17 protein-coding genes and 1 tRNA gene are annotated in these 16,559 nt (G+C 48.6%); 6 read left to right on the top strand and 12 right to left on the bottom strand.

Annotation, left to right across the window (positions count from 1 at the left end):
• Positions 1 to 67 precede the first annotated feature (67 nt).
• Positions 68 to 149, top strand: a tRNA-Leu gene (locus H6786_00090).
• A gap of 192 nt (positions 150 to 341) precedes the next feature.
• Here H6786_00090 and H6786_00085 read toward each other — a convergent pair.
• Together H6786_00085 and H6786_00080 are read right to left on the bottom strand one after the other, a co-directional pair.
• Positions 342 to 2,429 (bottom strand): fused MFS/spermidine synthase, encoded by a 2,088-nt coding sequence (locus H6786_00085; GenBank protein MCB9815774.1) that lies wholly within the window; start codon positions 2,427 to 2,429, stop codon positions 342 to 344.
• A 9-nt stretch (positions 2,430 to 2,438) separates the two neighbouring features.
• Positions 2,439 to 3,482, bottom strand: a complete 1,044-nt coding sequence (locus H6786_00080; GenBank protein MCB9815773.1) for a rhodanese-related sulfurtransferase — start codon at positions 3,480 to 3,482, stop codon at positions 2,439 to 2,441.
• A 304-nt stretch (positions 3,483 to 3,786) separates the two neighbouring features.
• On the opposite strand from H6786_00080, the gene H6786_00075 reads away from it, so the two are divergent.
• Together H6786_00075 and H6786_00070 are read left to right on the top strand one after the other, a co-directional pair.
• The gene (locus H6786_00075; GenBank protein MCB9815772.1) at positions 3,787 to 4,728 is read left to right on the top strand and encodes a hypothetical protein; all 942 of its coding nucleotides are present in this window, start codon (positions 3,787 to 3,789) and stop codon (positions 4,726 to 4,728) included.
• A gap of 14 nt (positions 4,729 to 4,742) precedes the next feature.
• Positions 4,743 to 6,242, top strand: coding sequence for a hypothetical protein (locus tag H6786_00070; protein ID MCB9815771.1), 1,500 nt, complete (start codon positions 4,743 to 4,745; stop codon positions 6,240 to 6,242).
• A 98-nt stretch (positions 6,243 to 6,340) separates the two neighbouring features.
• Here H6786_00070 and H6786_00065 read toward each other — a convergent pair whose 3' ends face one another.
• The 10 genes from H6786_00065 to H6786_00020 all read right to left on the bottom strand — a co-directional run bounded on the left by H6786_00065 (position 6,341) and on the right by H6786_00020 (position 13,917).
• Positions 6,341 to 6,679, bottom strand: coding sequence for a hypothetical protein (locus tag H6786_00065; GenBank protein MCB9815770.1), 339 nt, complete (start codon positions 6,677 to 6,679; stop codon positions 6,341 to 6,343).
• Between the two features lie 99 nt (positions 6,680 to 6,778).
• Complete coding sequence (locus H6786_00060; protein MCB9815769.1) at positions 6,779 to 7,159, bottom strand: hypothetical protein; 381 nt, start codon at positions 7,157 to 7,159, stop codon at positions 6,779 to 6,781.
• A 104-nt stretch (positions 7,160 to 7,263) separates the two neighbouring features.
• Positions 7,264 to 7,518, bottom strand: coding sequence for a hypothetical protein (locus H6786_00055; GenBank protein MCB9815768.1), 255 nt, complete (start codon positions 7,516 to 7,518; stop codon positions 7,264 to 7,266).
• A gap of 25 nt (positions 7,519 to 7,543) precedes the next feature.
• A complete protein-coding gene (locus H6786_00050) occupies positions 7,544 to 7,813 on the bottom strand; it encodes a hypothetical protein (GenBank protein ID MCB9815767.1) in 270 nt (89 codons plus the stop codon).
• A gap of 11 nt (positions 7,814 to 7,824) precedes the next feature.
• The gene (locus H6786_00045; protein ID MCB9815766.1) at positions 7,825 to 8,184 is read right to left on the bottom strand and encodes a hypothetical protein; all 360 of its coding nucleotides are present in this window, start codon (positions 8,182 to 8,184) and stop codon (positions 7,825 to 7,827) included.
• Between the two features lie 18 nt (positions 8,185 to 8,202).
• Complete coding sequence (locus H6786_00040; GenBank protein ID MCB9815765.1) at positions 8,203 to 9,519, bottom strand: extracellular solute-binding protein; 1,317 nt, start codon at positions 9,517 to 9,519, stop codon at positions 8,203 to 8,205.
• Positions 9,516 to 10,061, bottom strand: a complete 546-nt coding sequence (locus H6786_00035; protein ID MCB9815764.1) for a methyltransferase domain-containing protein — start codon at positions 10,059 to 10,061, stop codon at positions 9,516 to 9,518. Before H6786_00035 ends, H6786_00040 begins: the two co-directional genes overlap by 4 nt.
• Before the next feature lie 247 nt (positions 10,062 to 10,308).
• The gene (gene gyrA / locus H6786_00030) at positions 10,309 to 12,780 is read right to left on the bottom strand and encodes a DNA gyrase subunit A (protein MCB9815763.1); all 2,472 of its coding nucleotides are present in this window, start codon (positions 12,778 to 12,780) and stop codon (positions 10,309 to 10,311) included.
• 49 nt (positions 12,781 to 12,829) lie between these two features.
• Positions 12,830 to 13,291: a hypothetical protein gene (locus H6786_00025; protein MCB9815762.1), complete on the bottom strand. Its 462-nt coding sequence runs from the start codon at positions 13,289 to 13,291 to the stop codon at positions 12,830 to 12,832.
• A 5-nt stretch (positions 13,292 to 13,296) separates the two neighbouring features.
• Positions 13,297 to 13,917 (bottom strand): MBL fold metallo-hydrolase, encoded by a 621-nt coding sequence (locus tag H6786_00020; GenBank protein ID MCB9815761.1) that lies wholly within the window; start codon positions 13,915 to 13,917, stop codon positions 13,297 to 13,299.
• Positions 13,918 to 14,120: 203 nt separating this feature from the next.
• Between H6786_00020 and H6786_00015 the strand changes: the two genes are divergently transcribed.
• The 3 genes from H6786_00015 (at position 14,121) to H6786_00005 (ending at position 16,419) form a co-directional block, all read left to right on the top strand.
• On the top strand, positions 14,121 to 14,480 hold the full coding sequence (locus tag H6786_00015; protein MCB9815760.1) for a hypothetical protein: 360 nt from the start codon (positions 14,121 to 14,123) through the stop codon (positions 14,478 to 14,480).
• A gap of 176 nt (positions 14,481 to 14,656) precedes the next feature.
• A complete protein-coding gene (locus tag H6786_00010; GenBank protein MCB9815759.1) occupies positions 14,657 to 15,034 on the top strand; it encodes a hypothetical protein in 378 nt (125 codons plus the stop codon).
• Between the two features lie 269 nt (positions 15,035 to 15,303).
• Entirely contained in the window at positions 15,304 to 16,419 is a 1,116-nt protein-coding gene (locus H6786_00005; protein MCB9815758.1) for a S1 RNA-binding domain-containing protein, read from the top strand.
• Positions 16,420 to 16,559 lie beyond the last annotated feature (140 nt).

The raw sequence follows: 16,559 nt of genomic DNA, 5'->3' as shown, positions 1-16,559 counted from the left end.
CAAAACCTCGCAGTTACACCCCTTCAACTCGCACTCTCGAACAATATTTGCTATACTCCGACCCGACGCGCAGGTGGCGAAATTGGTATACGCGCTAGTTTTAGGCACTAGTGGAGCAATCCGTGGAGGTTCAAGTCCTCTCCTGCGCACTGAACGAAGTGAAGAAGCTGGAAGAAAATGCTGGGAGCATTTTCGTGAGGAGTTGAAAAGGTTAGTCAGATATTTTGGAGCTTGTGAACAAAATATCGACAACCTGTACTGAAACTGTAAGTTTCAAGTCCTCTCCTGCGCACAAAGAAACAAGATCCTGCCAGAAGAATCTGGCAGGATCTTGTTTTTACCTATTCTGATGAAGTATCAACGCTTATTCTACTTCCGCTGAGTGACAAAGCACCAATCACACTATTTTTCTGATCTGTCCAAAGGAGTTCCTTGCCAGTGTATTCTGCAACATTCTCATAACCCAAAAACTCTCCAACTTCATCAGGTTTAACCACTAAAACCCAGCTACTATTCATTGCCAACGGATCTGAACCGTCAACTCGATTATTGACCGTCAAGATCTCATATCTACCTGCTCGCGCCATTGCAGCGATCGGTAAATGTAGATTCAAGTATTTATTTGAAATATGCACGACCAACACCCCACCATCAGCCAGCAATGGCTGATACGCACCAGTAAATGCTTCAGCTGTCAAAAGATGTGAAGGGATCGCATCGTCGGTAAATGCATCGATCATGATCACATCAAATTTCTGTTCTTCTCTTGCAGCCAATTCTTCCAAAACAAGTCGACCGTCACCAATAAGGACTTCGGTCTTGTCTGGACACATGTCCAAGAACGTAAAGTGATCCCTAGCCATGGCTACCACCAAAGGATTGATCTCAACGAACGTAAGATCTGCCATCTGATCGCAGTACGCACCCATCATTCCAGCTCCCAACCCCACCACGGCGACACGCGGAGCTCCTTGTTTTGATTCTGCGTGTTGTATGGCAACATCAATTCCTGAACCTGGTCCGTAGTAGCTACCAGGAATTCGCTCGTACCGTGCATCTTGAGGCTGGTGTCCGTGATTAGTTGCACCATTTGAGATCGTTCGGAGCGTGACTGCTTCCTCATCCAACATGATCGTTTGATCATGTACCTTTAACGTGCCATAGAAATTCCGTTCGCTGGCATACAGACTCTCATCCATTGTAACTGAGGTCAGGAACAAAAACGTCGCAAAAAACAAGAATGCTTGGGTTGCCCGGACAAAGAAAGCTTGAACCGTACCGGTCAACCATTCCATATACCGAGAGACGAAGTACAACATCAGAGCAGCCAACACATAATGCAGTTCTACCTGATCATTGAGAAGTGTGGGCATGACAAAACCCACCAAACCAGAACCAAGTGCTCCACCAATGGTCAAAAACACATAAAAACTACCTAATTCAGACACTCGTGGTCGAAGATCGTAGATTCTTTTATGGAAGTAGAGACAAATGAAGTAAAAAGTGACACTAAAACACACGAAGCCGACCCAATACACCGCTACTCCCGAGTCGATGACTGGCAGTATAGAAAATACCAATAAGAGTAACAGTATCAACCCAAACCCAAGCTTTGTGCGCGACACCTTACCTTCGGTGTTTCTAAAGGCAAAAATAAACGAGAGAAGATACAAGACGAGCGGAATGACCCACAAGAGCGGAAACGACGCGATTCCCTTACTTAGAAATTCTGTACCGGAGGCAAGCAAAAAGGTCGGGATAGCAGCCATGAAAATGATCTGTGGCCGGTGCCGCAACTTTGTCATCAAGAACTTTGCCGGCTTACCCTCTGGAGCCTGGGTTTCGGTTTTGTGCCAAGCAAAAAGTAGAATGAGTAAAAATAGCAGATATCCGCACATCCACCAGATCGCTTGCACCGAAAGATCAGTGAACGGCTCAAGCACAAACGGGTACAGGAGGAGACCAAGCAATGAACCAGCATTAGATAGACCATACAACGCATATGGCTCGTCTTTAGTGAGTCGCGCAAACAGATGCTGCACCAAGACTGAGGTGCTGGCCAGCAACAGCACCGGCAACCCGAGCGCATAAAGCAATGTGAGTAACACTGAAAGGGCTGGCCAACCACCCGAAACAGTATCGATCAAAAGCGGTGAATCGGCGCCGATCCAGCGCGACAGCAACATGAGACCAGTACACGAAAGCAAACTCGCATGGAGGAGTAGTGCTTGCCGTGAAGGCATACTAGTAAGTAGAGACGCGTAAATGTATCCTAGGAGCAATGTCGTGGAATAGAAAAAGACTGAGATCGTCCACACTGATGAGGTGCCACCAAATGACGGCAGCAGATATTTTGCGTACAAAGGCTGGATAGTGAACAGTAGTGCAGCCGAGAGAAACGTAACAGTGAGTAACAGCGATCGAACCATAACAGCGGATTAAGAGGCTTGTAGTCTTGTCTTCTGAAACGGTCGTCGTTTGCGAATGAGTTGGTTGTACCAACGCGCGATCGGCTTCTTGTATTTCTGCGGGATCTTGTCTACTTGCGCACATTTCCATGAACAGTACCCTTTGCGCTTTTCGATACAGTCATCACACCCGATGAATAACTGGTGACAGATCTGGTTCTTGCAGTGATGGTGCGTGTCACATTTGTTTGTTTTGCAAAGATGACAGGTTGAGATGACCTCATCACTGATCCGTTCACCAAGTCGCTCGTCAAACACGAAATTCTTACCCCGGAATTTATTCTCAAGACCTTGCTCTTCTACTTGGCGCTTGTAGTCAATGATTCCACCTTTGAGGTGCTTCACATCTTTAAAGCCGTTATGCTTTAGCCAAGCAGATGCTTTTTCGCAGCGAATGCCGCCCGTGCAGTAGATCGCCACCTTCTTATCTTTGTGTTCCTTCAGAAGCTCTGGCGTGTTCTTAAGTTCGTCACGAAAAGTAGAGAAGTCGTCTGGCGTGATCGCACCTGCAAAATGTCCAACTTCTGCTTCGTAGTTGTTGCGCATATCAAACACCACTGCGCCTGGATCATCGACGTACTCATTCATTTGCGCTGCTGTGAGATACGCTCCAGTGTTGGTCACGTCAAACGTGCTGTCGTCGAGACCATCAGCCACGATCTTCGGTCGCACTTTGATCGTTAGTTTGAAAAATGACGGCGCTTCACCTTCCTCAACCGCAATTTTGTATGGAATTCCCTTGAGTTCAGGCTGATTCTGCACCCACGCATCAAACTGATCCCAGTACATGTCTGGGACGTTCATCTGGGCATTAATACCTTCAGAAGCGACGTAAATACGTCCCATACAGTCAAGTTCAGACCACTTAGCAAACAACTTATCCCGGAATGCCTGAGGATCAGCCAAGCGCACATAGCGATAGAACGACACGGTAGTGCGTGGCCGAGTATCGAGCGCCGCATCGTGACGCTTTTGCTCGCGACTACGGAGATCTCTTTTTTGCGCTGTATTCATGGCCGCCATCATACCAAAACCTCATAAGAAAAACTACTTCTCAGTGACGCCTTCAAATCATTTTACAAAACGCTTGCTCCACCACAAAGAGTACTTCCATTTTTATGGTCGCTAAACCGCTCCCTAAAAATCTGGTCGCGCAAGCGGCCCATACCAAAAACCACCAAAATATCAAAAGTATGGCTAGAAATAAGGCCATTTTACCCTTCCCTATCCTTGACTTTTACTATATTTTATGCTATTATAGAAAACAGGTAGAGAGGACTTACCTCTCAATGAATTTTTGACAATTTGGAGACAAAAAATGGCAGCAAAAGTCATTGACACAACTGCGACCCGAAAGGTCGTAAGCTTCCTTAAAGACCATTGGGGCGAGATCTATGCGGTCTTCGATGTCCTCAAGGGCGTCGTGGGAAAGCGGACCGATGTGGACCCTTCCCTGCCGCCGGAAGAAAAACTTCGCGTTGGACTTACCGGTTATGGGGACGAGATCAAGTTCATTCGAGCTGTTCTCGAACTGGATGAGGAGGACCAGGAGATTCTGGTAGGCCTCATTCACTACCATTTCGGCAGCAGTGAAAACCCCCGGAGCTGGGTGAAGGCCGCAATTGCCTTTGCACAGATGAATAAGTTCCGAGTGGCAGTCACCGGACTGGATTCGGCTTCAAAGAAAGTCGGCACCAAGAAAGTGGTCACCGCCGTCAAACTCCCGGGCTTTTCCGAAGAAGACAGGCCGCTTGAAACCAATGTTGCAGATGAGGAACCAGGTAAACAACCTGAGTCCACCGAGAACAAAGGTCAGAAGGCGGCCAACGGCAAAGATCCGAAGGCACAGAACCCAAAAGATCCGAAGGCGAATAAAAAGCCTGTTCCGCTCGATACGGAAACGACTACGGTAAGCGAGGACCTGTACAAAGGGGAATCGAAAAACACCGTAAGGTTTCTCAAGCATATCGTTTCGGTCGTCAAGAAGGCTGAAAGCGAAAGCACCAAGAGAAGCGTCAAAGGTAAACGCGAGGACGGCTTCAAAGCCGCTGTCGCATACATGCACGCACTCGGTGTGCCGCTGATGCCCAACAAAAAGACTCTGGATCTGATCGACGAGTTCGTTCCTGACAGCTTCGATAAACTGAAGCTCGTCGGAGCTTCTATCAACAACCACATCCGCACACAAGCAGCGAAAAATCGTGCGGAAGTGGCAAGATGGTCACCTATCCGCAGATTTTTCTACAGACTTCTCAGCTAACAGGAGAAATATAGATGAATCTGCTCAAAAAACTGACCTGGGCTTTCAGAGCCCCCGACGAAGACGACGTGGTCGTCCCAGACTCCAACAGCTCGACTGAGGATTGGGGCAACTTCATCACTCACAACTTCACCAAGATCTTCATGGCTGGACTGTTCAGCATTATGGCAGTCCTCGGGTTGGTGGTGGTGATGTTGCTCGTAAACGTCTACATCCACCCCTTTGTAAACTCCGCCGTCATGCTCATCGGGTTCTTCATGATTCTGATGGCTGGCGTCAAGGTTACCAACCTTTTAGCATTTGGCGTCTTCGGGCTTATCGCCCACTTCCTACAGGACAAGGATAAGTCCAAGGGTGTATTCCAAGGACTTCTGCTCTGGATGCGGATTGTCATCGCCTTCATGCTACTCGCCGTAGTCGCTGGATTCACGCTGATGACCTTCCCGTTTGAGCACTCAATCGGTTCGTTCGGGATCATGTTCTGGGCAGTCTTGCTTGGCCTGCTGGCATTGCAACACTACAATGTCGACGGCAGCGTCGCCTGGAAATTCATCCTCGGCTACGCAATCCTGGCTTCGATCTTCGCGGCCTGGATCGCCATCTTCCCCCAGTACCCTGGCAAAAACTTCGCTAACGGAGAAGCCATTCGCATGGTTCATCCGGTGACGAGGGAGGTGGTTGGTGACTACACTCCGGAGATGTGCCGTTCAGAGTACATCGAAGGCGTGCTCATCGAATACCCCGCAAAAGGGTTCGACTACGCCACCAAGGGTACCTGCTTCCATCCCAAGGATGGGGTACGGCTCGTACCCATCACGACCGAAGATGTTCAGGGGCAGAACGCCAAAACCTGGGGCAGCACCGTAAATGGTGCAATATCCAAACACCCGGCAATCAGCTGGGTCGAGGAAAGGATTCACATGCCCTGGTGGGTCGCCGGCCTGATCGTGGTCGGCACCATCGTTGTGTGGCGCATCATCCCTCGGAAGAAAAAGTCTGGGAGTGACTCGAAAGAGGAATCCAAAGACTACGGTATCAATCTGGCTGCAGTCATCGTTGCTTTGGGCTTCTCTAGCCTCCTGGCTGCTGTTGCCGTCATCGCACTGAACGTGGCCGGAGTTATGAACGGCCTTTCGTTTAGCACAGCCGTCGCAATGGCGGACAGCTGCGCAACCCCCGCAAGCGTCGAGCATTACAAGTTTGACGAACGGGGACGCACGCTCACCATCTGCCAAGGAGGTGAGGAATTGCAGTTGTATCCGAAGGTTGCCGGCAAGCCTCTGATCATCAGTCTGGTAACAAATACCGATGATGAGAAGTATTACCTTGCCGGCAAGTATCCCGAGGAATTTGTGAACTTTCTGTATCCGTGGCAGGTTCCGGGCTCAACCCAGAACATCCATCGACTAACACCAAAGCCAAGACAGAAAGCTGACGAAGAAGGTCCAATCGAAGCGGTCGCGCTTGCTATGGGACAACCCGGCGTACGCTTTCTGATACGACAGCAACGCTGAGTCTCCAACGTTCTTTAACTCCTCTTGTTTGAGGGGTCCTACCAAATAGGGCCGAAGCAGCTTGCTGCTTCGGCCCTTTTCTTTTGTCGATCCCTTCCCTACGGACCAGGAATAGTAAACGCAGCTCCACAACCAGGTTGACTTGGATCAGTCGCACACTTCAGCTGCGTACCAATACCAATGGTGTTAGCCGCAACCGTGAGAATCGCGTACGCCGAGATCATCACCACCAAACCAATGATCCCCCACGTGATATGTTTCACTCCCTGCTGTCTAGCCTGCTCATTATTTGCATTCATGAAGTATTCAGCCAGACCCCAAAGGAACACTAAGAATGCCACCGCGCTCAGGAGTGCGATGGTTGGAAATAAAATGATCTTATTGAATTTCGCGACAAAGCTAGCAGCTTCTGCTGCAGCCTTTTCTTGTGGTGTCATAGCAAAATTTTAACACAACAGACAATACTGCAATCTAGTTATCAAGACAAAAGGCCGCTTCGCGGCCTTTTGTTTGGAATTCCAAAAGCTTTAGAAAGATTAGATCTTTGGCACGACTGGCGGTACAACAACATCACCACCTAAACCTGTGAAGTTTACCAGGAAGTTCACCAGACCCCACAAGATAAGGATCATAACGAATCCAAGTACACCGTAGATCATCAAACTCTTACCCTTTTCTTTTGCTTCTTCGTTAGCACCGCCAGCGATGAAGTACTGGAACATACCCCAGGCAAATGCGATGAATGCCAACGCAAGAACAAACGGCAATAGGTAGGTAGTAATAGCATTGGTGATGTTGGTGATGATGATCTCAAAACCACCAAGATTACCACCAGCTTTTGTAATACCCTGCGCACCCGCTACCATTGGCAGAGCCAATGTCGCAAGCGAACCGGTTAGATATGCAATCTTTTTCATACGTATTTTTATGAATAAATTATAACGTTATAACGTTTACGATACAGTATAAATTGATAATTACAAGCACACAATGTAGTTATACACGGCACAAGTGCTTTTCACTACACACCAAACAATGAATTTCTGATCAGTCTGATAAGCCCGTAGGTGATGATCGCAAGCACAAAGACCACCACCGCAGCCATAGCATACTTCTTCCCATCATCGATTTGATTTGGATCACCAGCATGTAGGATCCACGTGTCGATCATTTTCCACATGAAGTAGAGAAACAAAAAACCAAACAGTGCCGGTATAGCAAGGTTGATGATATTTATTACTTCATTTACTAGACCCGCGTACGTTGTTGGAGGCATAAAGTATTAGTTAATGATCGACTGACTAGAATGCAGCCACCAGGTTCTTAATAATGGTCATAATCGCAACTGAGCCAAGTATTACCACTCCGCCAATTGCGCCGTAGAGCAACGACTTACTCGCCAGCTCGATCTTTGCTGGATTGCCACGGGCAGTGACATATGAAAATCCAGCATAGATCAAGAAAAAGATAACGATCGGGGTCGCCATAATGATGAACACCTGCAAGACTGCGGCAAGAAAATCAGTAATACTTGCAAACGCGAGTGGATTTGTAAGTTCTTTAGATCCCATACGATTATTGCTTACGGAGCCGCGAAGGCATTGATGAGATTCTGCAGAATTGCCGCGAAGGCAACAGCACCAAGAATGAGTATCCCGCCAATGATCGAATAGGTAAGTGAACGTGTCGCTTGTTCGAGCTGTTGCGGGTTACCACGCGCTGTCACATACAAAAAGCCAGAGTAAATGATAAATAGCACCACGATCGGAGTTGCGATCACCACGAAGACGTTGAGAATGCCGAGAAGTAGTGTTTTAAGGTCTGGGAACTTAGTAAGGTTCTCGACCGTCCAAGAAAAATCAGCTGCTGCGGCAACAACTGGAAGTCCGAACACTAGAGCAAAGGTGTACAGACTGGTGAAAAGTGAGTTGGCTTTTTTCATACGTTTGTTTTAAGTATATCAGAACGCTTGTTGTAATCTGGCTGATGCGTCAGATGCAGCCGACGAGAAACTGTACCGATTCTCATTCACATCTTCCACCATGGTCTCAAGAATCTTATCTGCTTGATCGAGGTCAGGGTTCAACCAGCCATATGCGATCGAAGCAGACTGATACGTAACTCTACCGTACGTGTCATTACTGCCCGCTGCAACAAGACTGCGATACGCCGGGACCATATTACTCGCCAACGCTATCCGCGCTGAGAGATCAGGCTGTCCAAGATGTTGCCAAACCTGGTACGCACCACTCAAATTGTCAGTTGATTTCAGTAGCGATAAAGCATAGAACTTACCGTAGGTTCGACGCACGGTCGCAGCTTCCCCTTGTGGCACTTCAGCAATATCAAAGTTGAGATTTGGATTAATACGCCCGATAACTGGAGCCTCGCTACCATACCCAAAGTACAACACCAGATCTTCAGCGACAAACTGCTGACGATCCTCACCAAAAGAACGATTCCATGAATACCAACTGTTGTTTGGTTTACTGAAACGCGTGTAGAAGTCGACCGTTTGTTCCAGAGGGTTCACCAAACTGCCTGGTGAATTTTGTAACTGGATGCTGTACCGACCTCCATCTTCAACCACACCAGAGGTTCCACCCTGAATCAACAACATAGATATGATACCGAATGCGTTTCTAATATTCTGGTATTCGCCCATTGCCACCACACTCCGTTCAATCGTACGATCAAAGTCTCGTTTGACTAAGCGAGGTAAGACTGTATTGACTAGGTTTTCCCACGTTTGCGGCTGTGTCAGGAATCCTTCTGTCGCCAGAATGTCTCGATTCCAATACATCATTAGTGGGTCAACTGCGATCGGATAGCCGTACAGCCCGTCTGACAAAGCAAAGATCTGTGCCCCCTCCAAGTATTGGTCACGAATATCCCGCAGCGGGAAGATCAACCCCTCTCCCTCATATGGTATAGGCTGGATTCGACCTCGCATTTCTGCCAACTTCTCATGAGAAACCAAAATAAGATCTGGACCTACCCCATCAGCCAATGCGGTAAGTAGTTTTTGATCAAATGCTTCTGGAGTGAAGTGTGTATACGACACATACCGATACTCCTCAATATCACTAGTCAGCTCACCCAATAATGCATTGATGCCCTCTGCTGGCAAAGTGCCCCAGATCTCAACAGTACCTACATCAACCGGCCCATCTGGGTCATCACCATCACCCTTGTACGAGGTCAGCAAGATCAGAGCACCGATCGCCAGACCAGCGAAAACGATGACCAAGCCTAGTTCAAATGGTCGGAGTTTCATACCTTACGGAACGCTAAACCATAATGATGGTCACCGGTCGGGAAATCATGCTCAAACACAAACCCATGACTTTCAAGTAACGCAGTTGCATCAGCTGCAGTGACTACTTGTCCTGGCTGTGGTCCCATACCGGCAAATGATTCAGTCCAGTCGATGATAAAGAATTTACCCCCACTCCGGATCGTACGTGCCATTTCAGTCAGTGCGGCGGCTTTATCTTCGAGAATGAAGAGGGTATTCACCAGTATTGCAGCATCAAGTTCTCCGGTACTGATCTTAATACCATTTGGTTCCTCCAGATCACACCAAAGTGGGTGAATATTTGACAATCCTTGTGCCTGTGCGGTTTCACCCAACTTCTCTACCAACTGTTTTTGGATCTCGCACGCAAAGACTCGACCGGTATCACCGACTGCTTTTGAAAGCGGACTAAGAAAGAAGCCGCTTCCCGCTCCAAAATCTGCCACCAGATCACCTTCTTTTAAATGAAAATGCGATGATACCACTTCAGGTATCACAAATTGTCCACCGATTAGATTCATTGGTTTTATTATACATTAGTTACAAAGGTAAATACCGGAGAATGTGAAAAGCGGCGCGAAGGGCCCCGCGCCGCTTTTCATAACTATTATTCGAACTCAGTGGAAGAAAGACAAACTTTCTGAAGACCTCGCGGAGGCCGGTTGCGTGTCAACGACCCGCCAGGGCTCTTGACACGCGACCGTCGTCTGCCGAGTGGAGAACTTGATTCGTGCCTAAAGACAGTTTCGTCTTTCTGAAAATATCACCTTAAACAAACACCACACTCGCGATACTATCTCCTGCTCGCATCTTCATCACACGCACTCCCTGTGTATCGCGCCCGAGTGTCGGTACCTGCTTCAAAGGAAGCTTGATCACCTGCCCCTTCTTACTCATGATCACAAGCTCACCTTCTTCTCGTTCTTCTCCCGTCAACACCAGACCGCGCACGATCACACCAGTCTTGTCAGTCACCTTTGCAGTTTTGATACCAGAACCACCACGATTTTGCACCTTGTATTCCTTGGCCGGAGTCGTCTTTCCAAATCCATGTTCGGTCACCACGAGCACTTCGCGGTCTTTTGCACCAGCTGTGAGCACATCGGCCGAAACGATCTTGTCGCCCTTACTTAGCTTCATGGCAGCCACACCAGCCGCGGTACGACCCATCTGACGCACATCAGACTCCTTGAAGCGGATCGCCTGACCCTTCTCAGTGATAAGCGACACTTCATCCTTCGCTCCCACAAACATTGCATCGATAAGAGAGTCGTCATCTTTAAGAGTAATAGCAATGAGACCAGAGCGACGCACGTCCTTGAAGGCTGCAGCATCACTCTTCTTAGCCACACCATTCTTAGTAATCATCATAAGCGACCAATCACCTTCCCAGTCTTCCTTACGAACTGCAAGCACAGAAGTTACTCGTTCATCAGCAGTGAGCGAAAGGAAGTTCATGATCGACTTACCCTTCGTAGCACGACGCCCCTCTGGAATCTCAAACATCTTGCACTGATACACCTTACCAAAGTCAGTAAAGAATAAGAGATCGCTATGTGCAGACGTTGTAAGCAGTGTGGTTACCACATCCTCCTCCTTGGTATTGAGATCAACCACACCAACACCACCACGCTTTTGTGTTTTGTATTCAGTTGGATTAGTACGCTTTACGTACCCTCCCTTAGTGAGCACAAGCACCGACTCCTCGTCAGGCACAAGATCTTCCTGTGAGAGCTGCTTTACGCCACCTTTCACGATCTTGGTGCGACGATCATCACCAAACTTCTCAGCAATATCAAGCAGTTCGGTTTTTACGATCTTCATCATTTTGGCCTTGCTTGCCAAAATCGCTTCAAGCTCCTTGATGAGCTTCTGGATCATCTTTAGTTCATCTTCGATCTTCTTGCGCTCAAGTCCAGCAAGCTTCTGGAGACGCATATCGAGAATAGCCTGCGCCTGGATCGCTGAAAACTTAAACTTCTTCATGAGTCCTGCATGAGCGGTCGGTACATCTGCAGACGCGCGGATCAGTTTGATGATCGCATCAATGTGGTCGAGGGCTTTCTTCAGACCAAGCAAGATATGCTCTCGGTCTTTAGCTTTATTTAAATCATACTGCGTGCGACGGCGAACCACTTCAGCGCGGTGCTTGATGTACTCTTCAAGAATCGCCTTGAGTGACAACGTCTGTGGCACACCGTCAACGAGCGCCACCATGTTGTAGTGGAACGTTTCTTCGAGCTGTGTGTGCTTGTAGAGCTTATTGAGGACTGTCTGTGGCTGCGCACCAGTCTTGAGGTCGATCACCACCCGGATATCGTCGGTTGATTCGTCGCGCATTTCCTTGATACCTTCGATCTTCTTTTCACGCACGAGATTAGCGATCTTTTCCTGCATGTCTGCCTTGTTGACGCGAAATGGGATTGAAGTGATCACGATCGAAAATGCACCACGCTTGTCTTCTACGATCTCTGCTTCACCACGTACCACCACACCACCACGGCCGTTAGCGTACGCTTGTGCAATAGCCTTTTTATCAAACGCGATCGCGCCCATCGGGAAATCTGGCCCCTGAATGAACTTCAACAGGTCATCGGTAGAGGCCTTAGGGTTATCAATAAGATGTGCGGTCGCATCAGCCACTTCACGGAGGTTATGTGGCGGGATGTTGGTCGCCATACCCACCGCGATACCCAACTCACCTTTAAGGAGTAGGTTCGGTACTGCTGCTGGAAGCACGGTTGGCTCTTTCTTGGTACCGTCAAAGTTTGGTCGCCAATCTACTGTGTCTTTTTCAAGATCACGAAGCATTTCTTCTGACATCTTGGACATCTTAGCCTCAGTGTATCGGTACGCAGCTGGCGAGTCACCATCGATCGAACCAAAGTTTCCTTGACCGATCACGAGTGGGTAGCGTGTCGTGAATGGCTGTGCCAACTTCACCATTGAGTCATACACTGCCGTGTCACCGTGCGGATGAAAACTACCAAGCACGTCTCCAACTACCGTCGCAGACTTACGGAATTTTGCGGTTGAAGTCAGACCATTGAGACGCATTGAGTACAAGATACGTCGATGCACTGGCTTCAGACCATCACGCACATCTGGGAGCGCACGCTGCGTGATCACCGACATCGCATAGTCGAGATACGCTGTTTCCATCTCACCAGTAATACTCTGGCTGATGATCTTTCCATGATTCACCTCTGCAGGCTCAGGAGCTTGGGTCTTTTTCGGCATAGTAAACTAGTTCAGAAATCAATAAAATGTGCTGTAGTATAGCACAAAACTACTGTGTTTGTTGGCTATATGTACTGGTCGAAGTGGTGGGGGTGGTGGTAACAAGTCGCACCACTCGCTCTTCAGTTTGTGCACCAGGAATGGTTGAGGTCGAAGTAGTGGCAGTGCTGGTAGAAGTGCTGCTAGGAACAGTCGGGGCTGCAGCAGCTCCATTTCGCTGGTAGTACACAAAATCAGACTCAGGCTCAGATTCATCTGACGACTCAACTGTCTCTTTGACCGCCTCCTTCGCTCCCGACACTTGATCTCCGATCTGACTGAATAGATTTCCAAAACCAGGACCATCATCCCCTCCATTCATTCGTTCGGCGATCGCTGCTGATCGTGCTGGGGCATTTGCCAGCCAGATCATGAAGATCGCTGCCGTGAACAAACCAGCAAAACCAAGTGCGATGTTATCTCTCGCTGATTTTGGTTGACGTCGTAAGTATCTAAGGAACGATTTGATCATGTGCTTTACACCTTTAGCACTGCCACATCCCCTGACATGGCATGTACATCTTTCTTTTTGAGTGTGAGCTTATCAACTGGCTTGAGCGACTCGCAACTCTCTTCTTTAAGGAAAGCCTTGAGGGCGGCGGCGTCATAGTGCATTGGTATAATGAGCTTCGCCTCAAGCTTCACTGCCAGTTTCGACGCCTGCGGAGCCTCAAGTACATCGCCGCCGCCGATCGGCAAGAATAAAATATCGATGTCACCGATCTCACCAAGGATCTTTGGGTCGATCTCTGGATCACTCAATGCGCCGAGGAAAAGCATATTGATATCTTCGAGCTTCACCTGGTAGATCGTATTGTACGCTTCCTGTTTGGCGTAGGTGGTTTTCACTCCAAAACCATGTGCTACCACCTGACCGATCTCGTACTCACCAGGACCATCAACCACAAATGGCTGCTTAGCGCCATGAGCGACTTGCTCAACACCATTGAAATCTGGGTGCCACAGCGTCACAAACGCTGCGTCAGAGCCGAATTTGACCTGATCAAGCTTAGATTTTTTAGAAATTGGATTGAATGCCAAGGTCGTGTCACCAAAGGATACTTTGAAGCACTGACCGCCGTGATACGTAATAACCATAGTGGCGTAAGTATACGGTAAAGCACAAGATGTGTCACACCTAAAAGCCAAGCGAACCGCCTTCGGAAGACATTGCGGAAGGCGTATCCTAAACGCCTGAGCATAGGACTTGATCCGTGTCTGAGGAAGGCGGTTAGCTTGGCTTCCTAAAATACTTGACAAATATTTTAAATATGCTAGGATATTACAGTTCGTTCCACTCCATGCAGATTTTTAACACCGCCAAGTGGGTGGTGCTTGCTGGAGTCGAAGAACGAACTAGGGAGCAGTCGTCAACGCCAGAGCGCGTTAACTCTCCCCAACCGCTGCTCGCCGGCGCCGGAAGTCTGGTGCCGTACGCAGCAACAAAGGAGTCCATGTATAGCTTCGCACGTACCGATACGTCCGAAGCGACATGCGACATGTTCTTCACCGACAACACGCCGCGGGGGCTACCCGATGAGACCATTCGATTCCGAATGAGCGCCCAACGCCAGCGCAGCGACATCAAATGGCGCCCGGAGCATAGTGCACCGGGAAAACCAAAGGAGATTACGCAGAATGCGAAATGCAGCAATGCGTAAACAACACAACTGGCCGTAGGTACGGTCACTATAAATCTCTCCGGACAGGGGCTGACCATCGTTATGGCAGCCCCTCTTTTCATACGTAAATATATTGACTTTTTAATATTTTTGTGCTATTATAATAAACGTAATTGTTACTCAGTTCCAACCACAAGCAAAAGGGAGACACAACAATGTGTGACACGGCAATCAACACCTTCGGCACCCAGATCGGCTCGGCAGTTGGATTCGGCCCCGGCCGGATCACTGACTTCTCCACCCTGCTGGAGGAGCTCGACGACGGCACCCTGACCGGAATGGACCTGCTCGACAGCGACTTCATCCCGATCGATGAGATCAGCGATGACATGCTGCTTCCAGGCTTCCAGGTCAGGGGCCTGCCGGAAGACAGCCTTGGCGACTGGCCCGACTACGAGCCGGTATACCACGGTCACCGTGATTACCGTCACGACTGCTATCGCATGTTCGTGAACGACCAACAGTTCGAAGCGCCGCTCGGCAACCGCCGGGCTGAAGAGATCTTCGAACAGACCGGCGTCTGGACCGGCTAGGATAGCCAGTCCGTAAAAAATAACCCTCTCCCCTACTGCGGCATGTTTGCTTGGATGCAAACATGCCGCTTTTCATTTTCATGCCAAAACTATCGACATTTTTTACTTTCTATATTATATTGCTCCGACCGTAAGGTAATTAATAGCTTCTAGCGGCACACGTTTAACCCTCTGCATATGGGTATGGCCGGCGGGAAATTGCGAAGCAATTTCCCGCCTCGAGACAAGGTTGCAGAGACGCGTGTCGTCGGAAATAACAACAAAATAAAATGTTTGGATTTGGTAAATCTAGCGACAGCGATTCTAATACTGCTGTTGCAACCGGTGTGATGGACAAGTACTTGGCCGAAACACCAGCCGCACCACAGGACGGTGAGATCGTTTCTGGTGTGGTATCAGCGATCGGACGGGCTCGTGTCTACATCGACATTGCACCGTTTGGTACTGGTCTTATTTTTGGACGTGAGTACATGAATGCTCGCGATATTCTTCGTAAAGTCAATGTTGGCGACAGCATCGACGCAAAGGTAGTAACTACCGACAACGAAGATGGCTACATCGAACTTTCACTCAAGGAAGCTCGTCAGGCACTCATCTGGGCTGATGCGGAAGCTGCAGTGAAGAACGGCACTATCCTCAGCCTCGAAGTAAAGGAAGCCAACAAGGGTGGACTTATCATCGACTGGCAGGGTATCCAGGGATTCCTTCCAGCGTCACAGCTCTCAGCTGAAAATTACCCACGCGTCTCAGACGGCGACAAGGACAAGATCCTTACCGCCCTCAACGAGCTCGTTGGTAAGCACCTCAATGTAGTAATGATCACTGCTGATCCGAAGGAGCACAAGCTCATCTTCTCTGAGAAGGGACTTGAAGAAAAGCAGGAGAAGGAAGAAAAGGTAAACAAGTACGAAGTCGGAAACGTTGTCGAAGGTGAAGTAACCGGCGCAGTAGACTTCGGTGTATTCGTGAAGCTTGAACCAGGACTCGAAGGTCTTGTACACATTTCTGAACTCGACTGGGGTCTCGTTGAAGACACTAAAGCACTCTACAAGGTAGGTGACAAGGTAAGCGTGAAGGTTATCGAAGTGAAGGACGACAAGATCTCACTCTCGATCAAGCAGCTCAAGGAAAACCCATGGGTAACTGCAGGTAAGAGCTACAAGAAAGATCAGGTAGTAGATGCAGTTGTGATCAAGTACAACAAGCACGGAGCACTGGCTTCTATCGAAGAAGGCGTGGCAGGTCTCGTACACGTTTCTGAGTTTGAAAATGAAGAAGCACTCAAGGCTGCTCTCTCACTTGGTTCTGTCTACAAGTTCAAGATCACACTCTTTGAACCATCAGAACAGAAGATGACGCTTTCATACAAGGAAGCTAATAGCTAATCATTCTCGCGAATGAAGGGCACGAAAAAGCCGGGCATCCGCCCGGCTTTTTCGTGCCTGAGTTATCCCCAGATTACTTGCTTTTTTATGTAAAATATGGTATAAAGTAATTAGTTCTGTCAGCAAATAAGGAGTCTGTC

This window comes from Candidatus Nomurabacteria bacterium, assembly GCA_020632075.1.
In the GTDB taxonomy this organism is placed as follows: Bacteria; Patescibacteriota; Minisyncoccia; order Phycocordibacterales; family UBA918; genus OLB19.
This window is presented reverse-complemented; position numbering and strand designations above follow the sequence as displayed.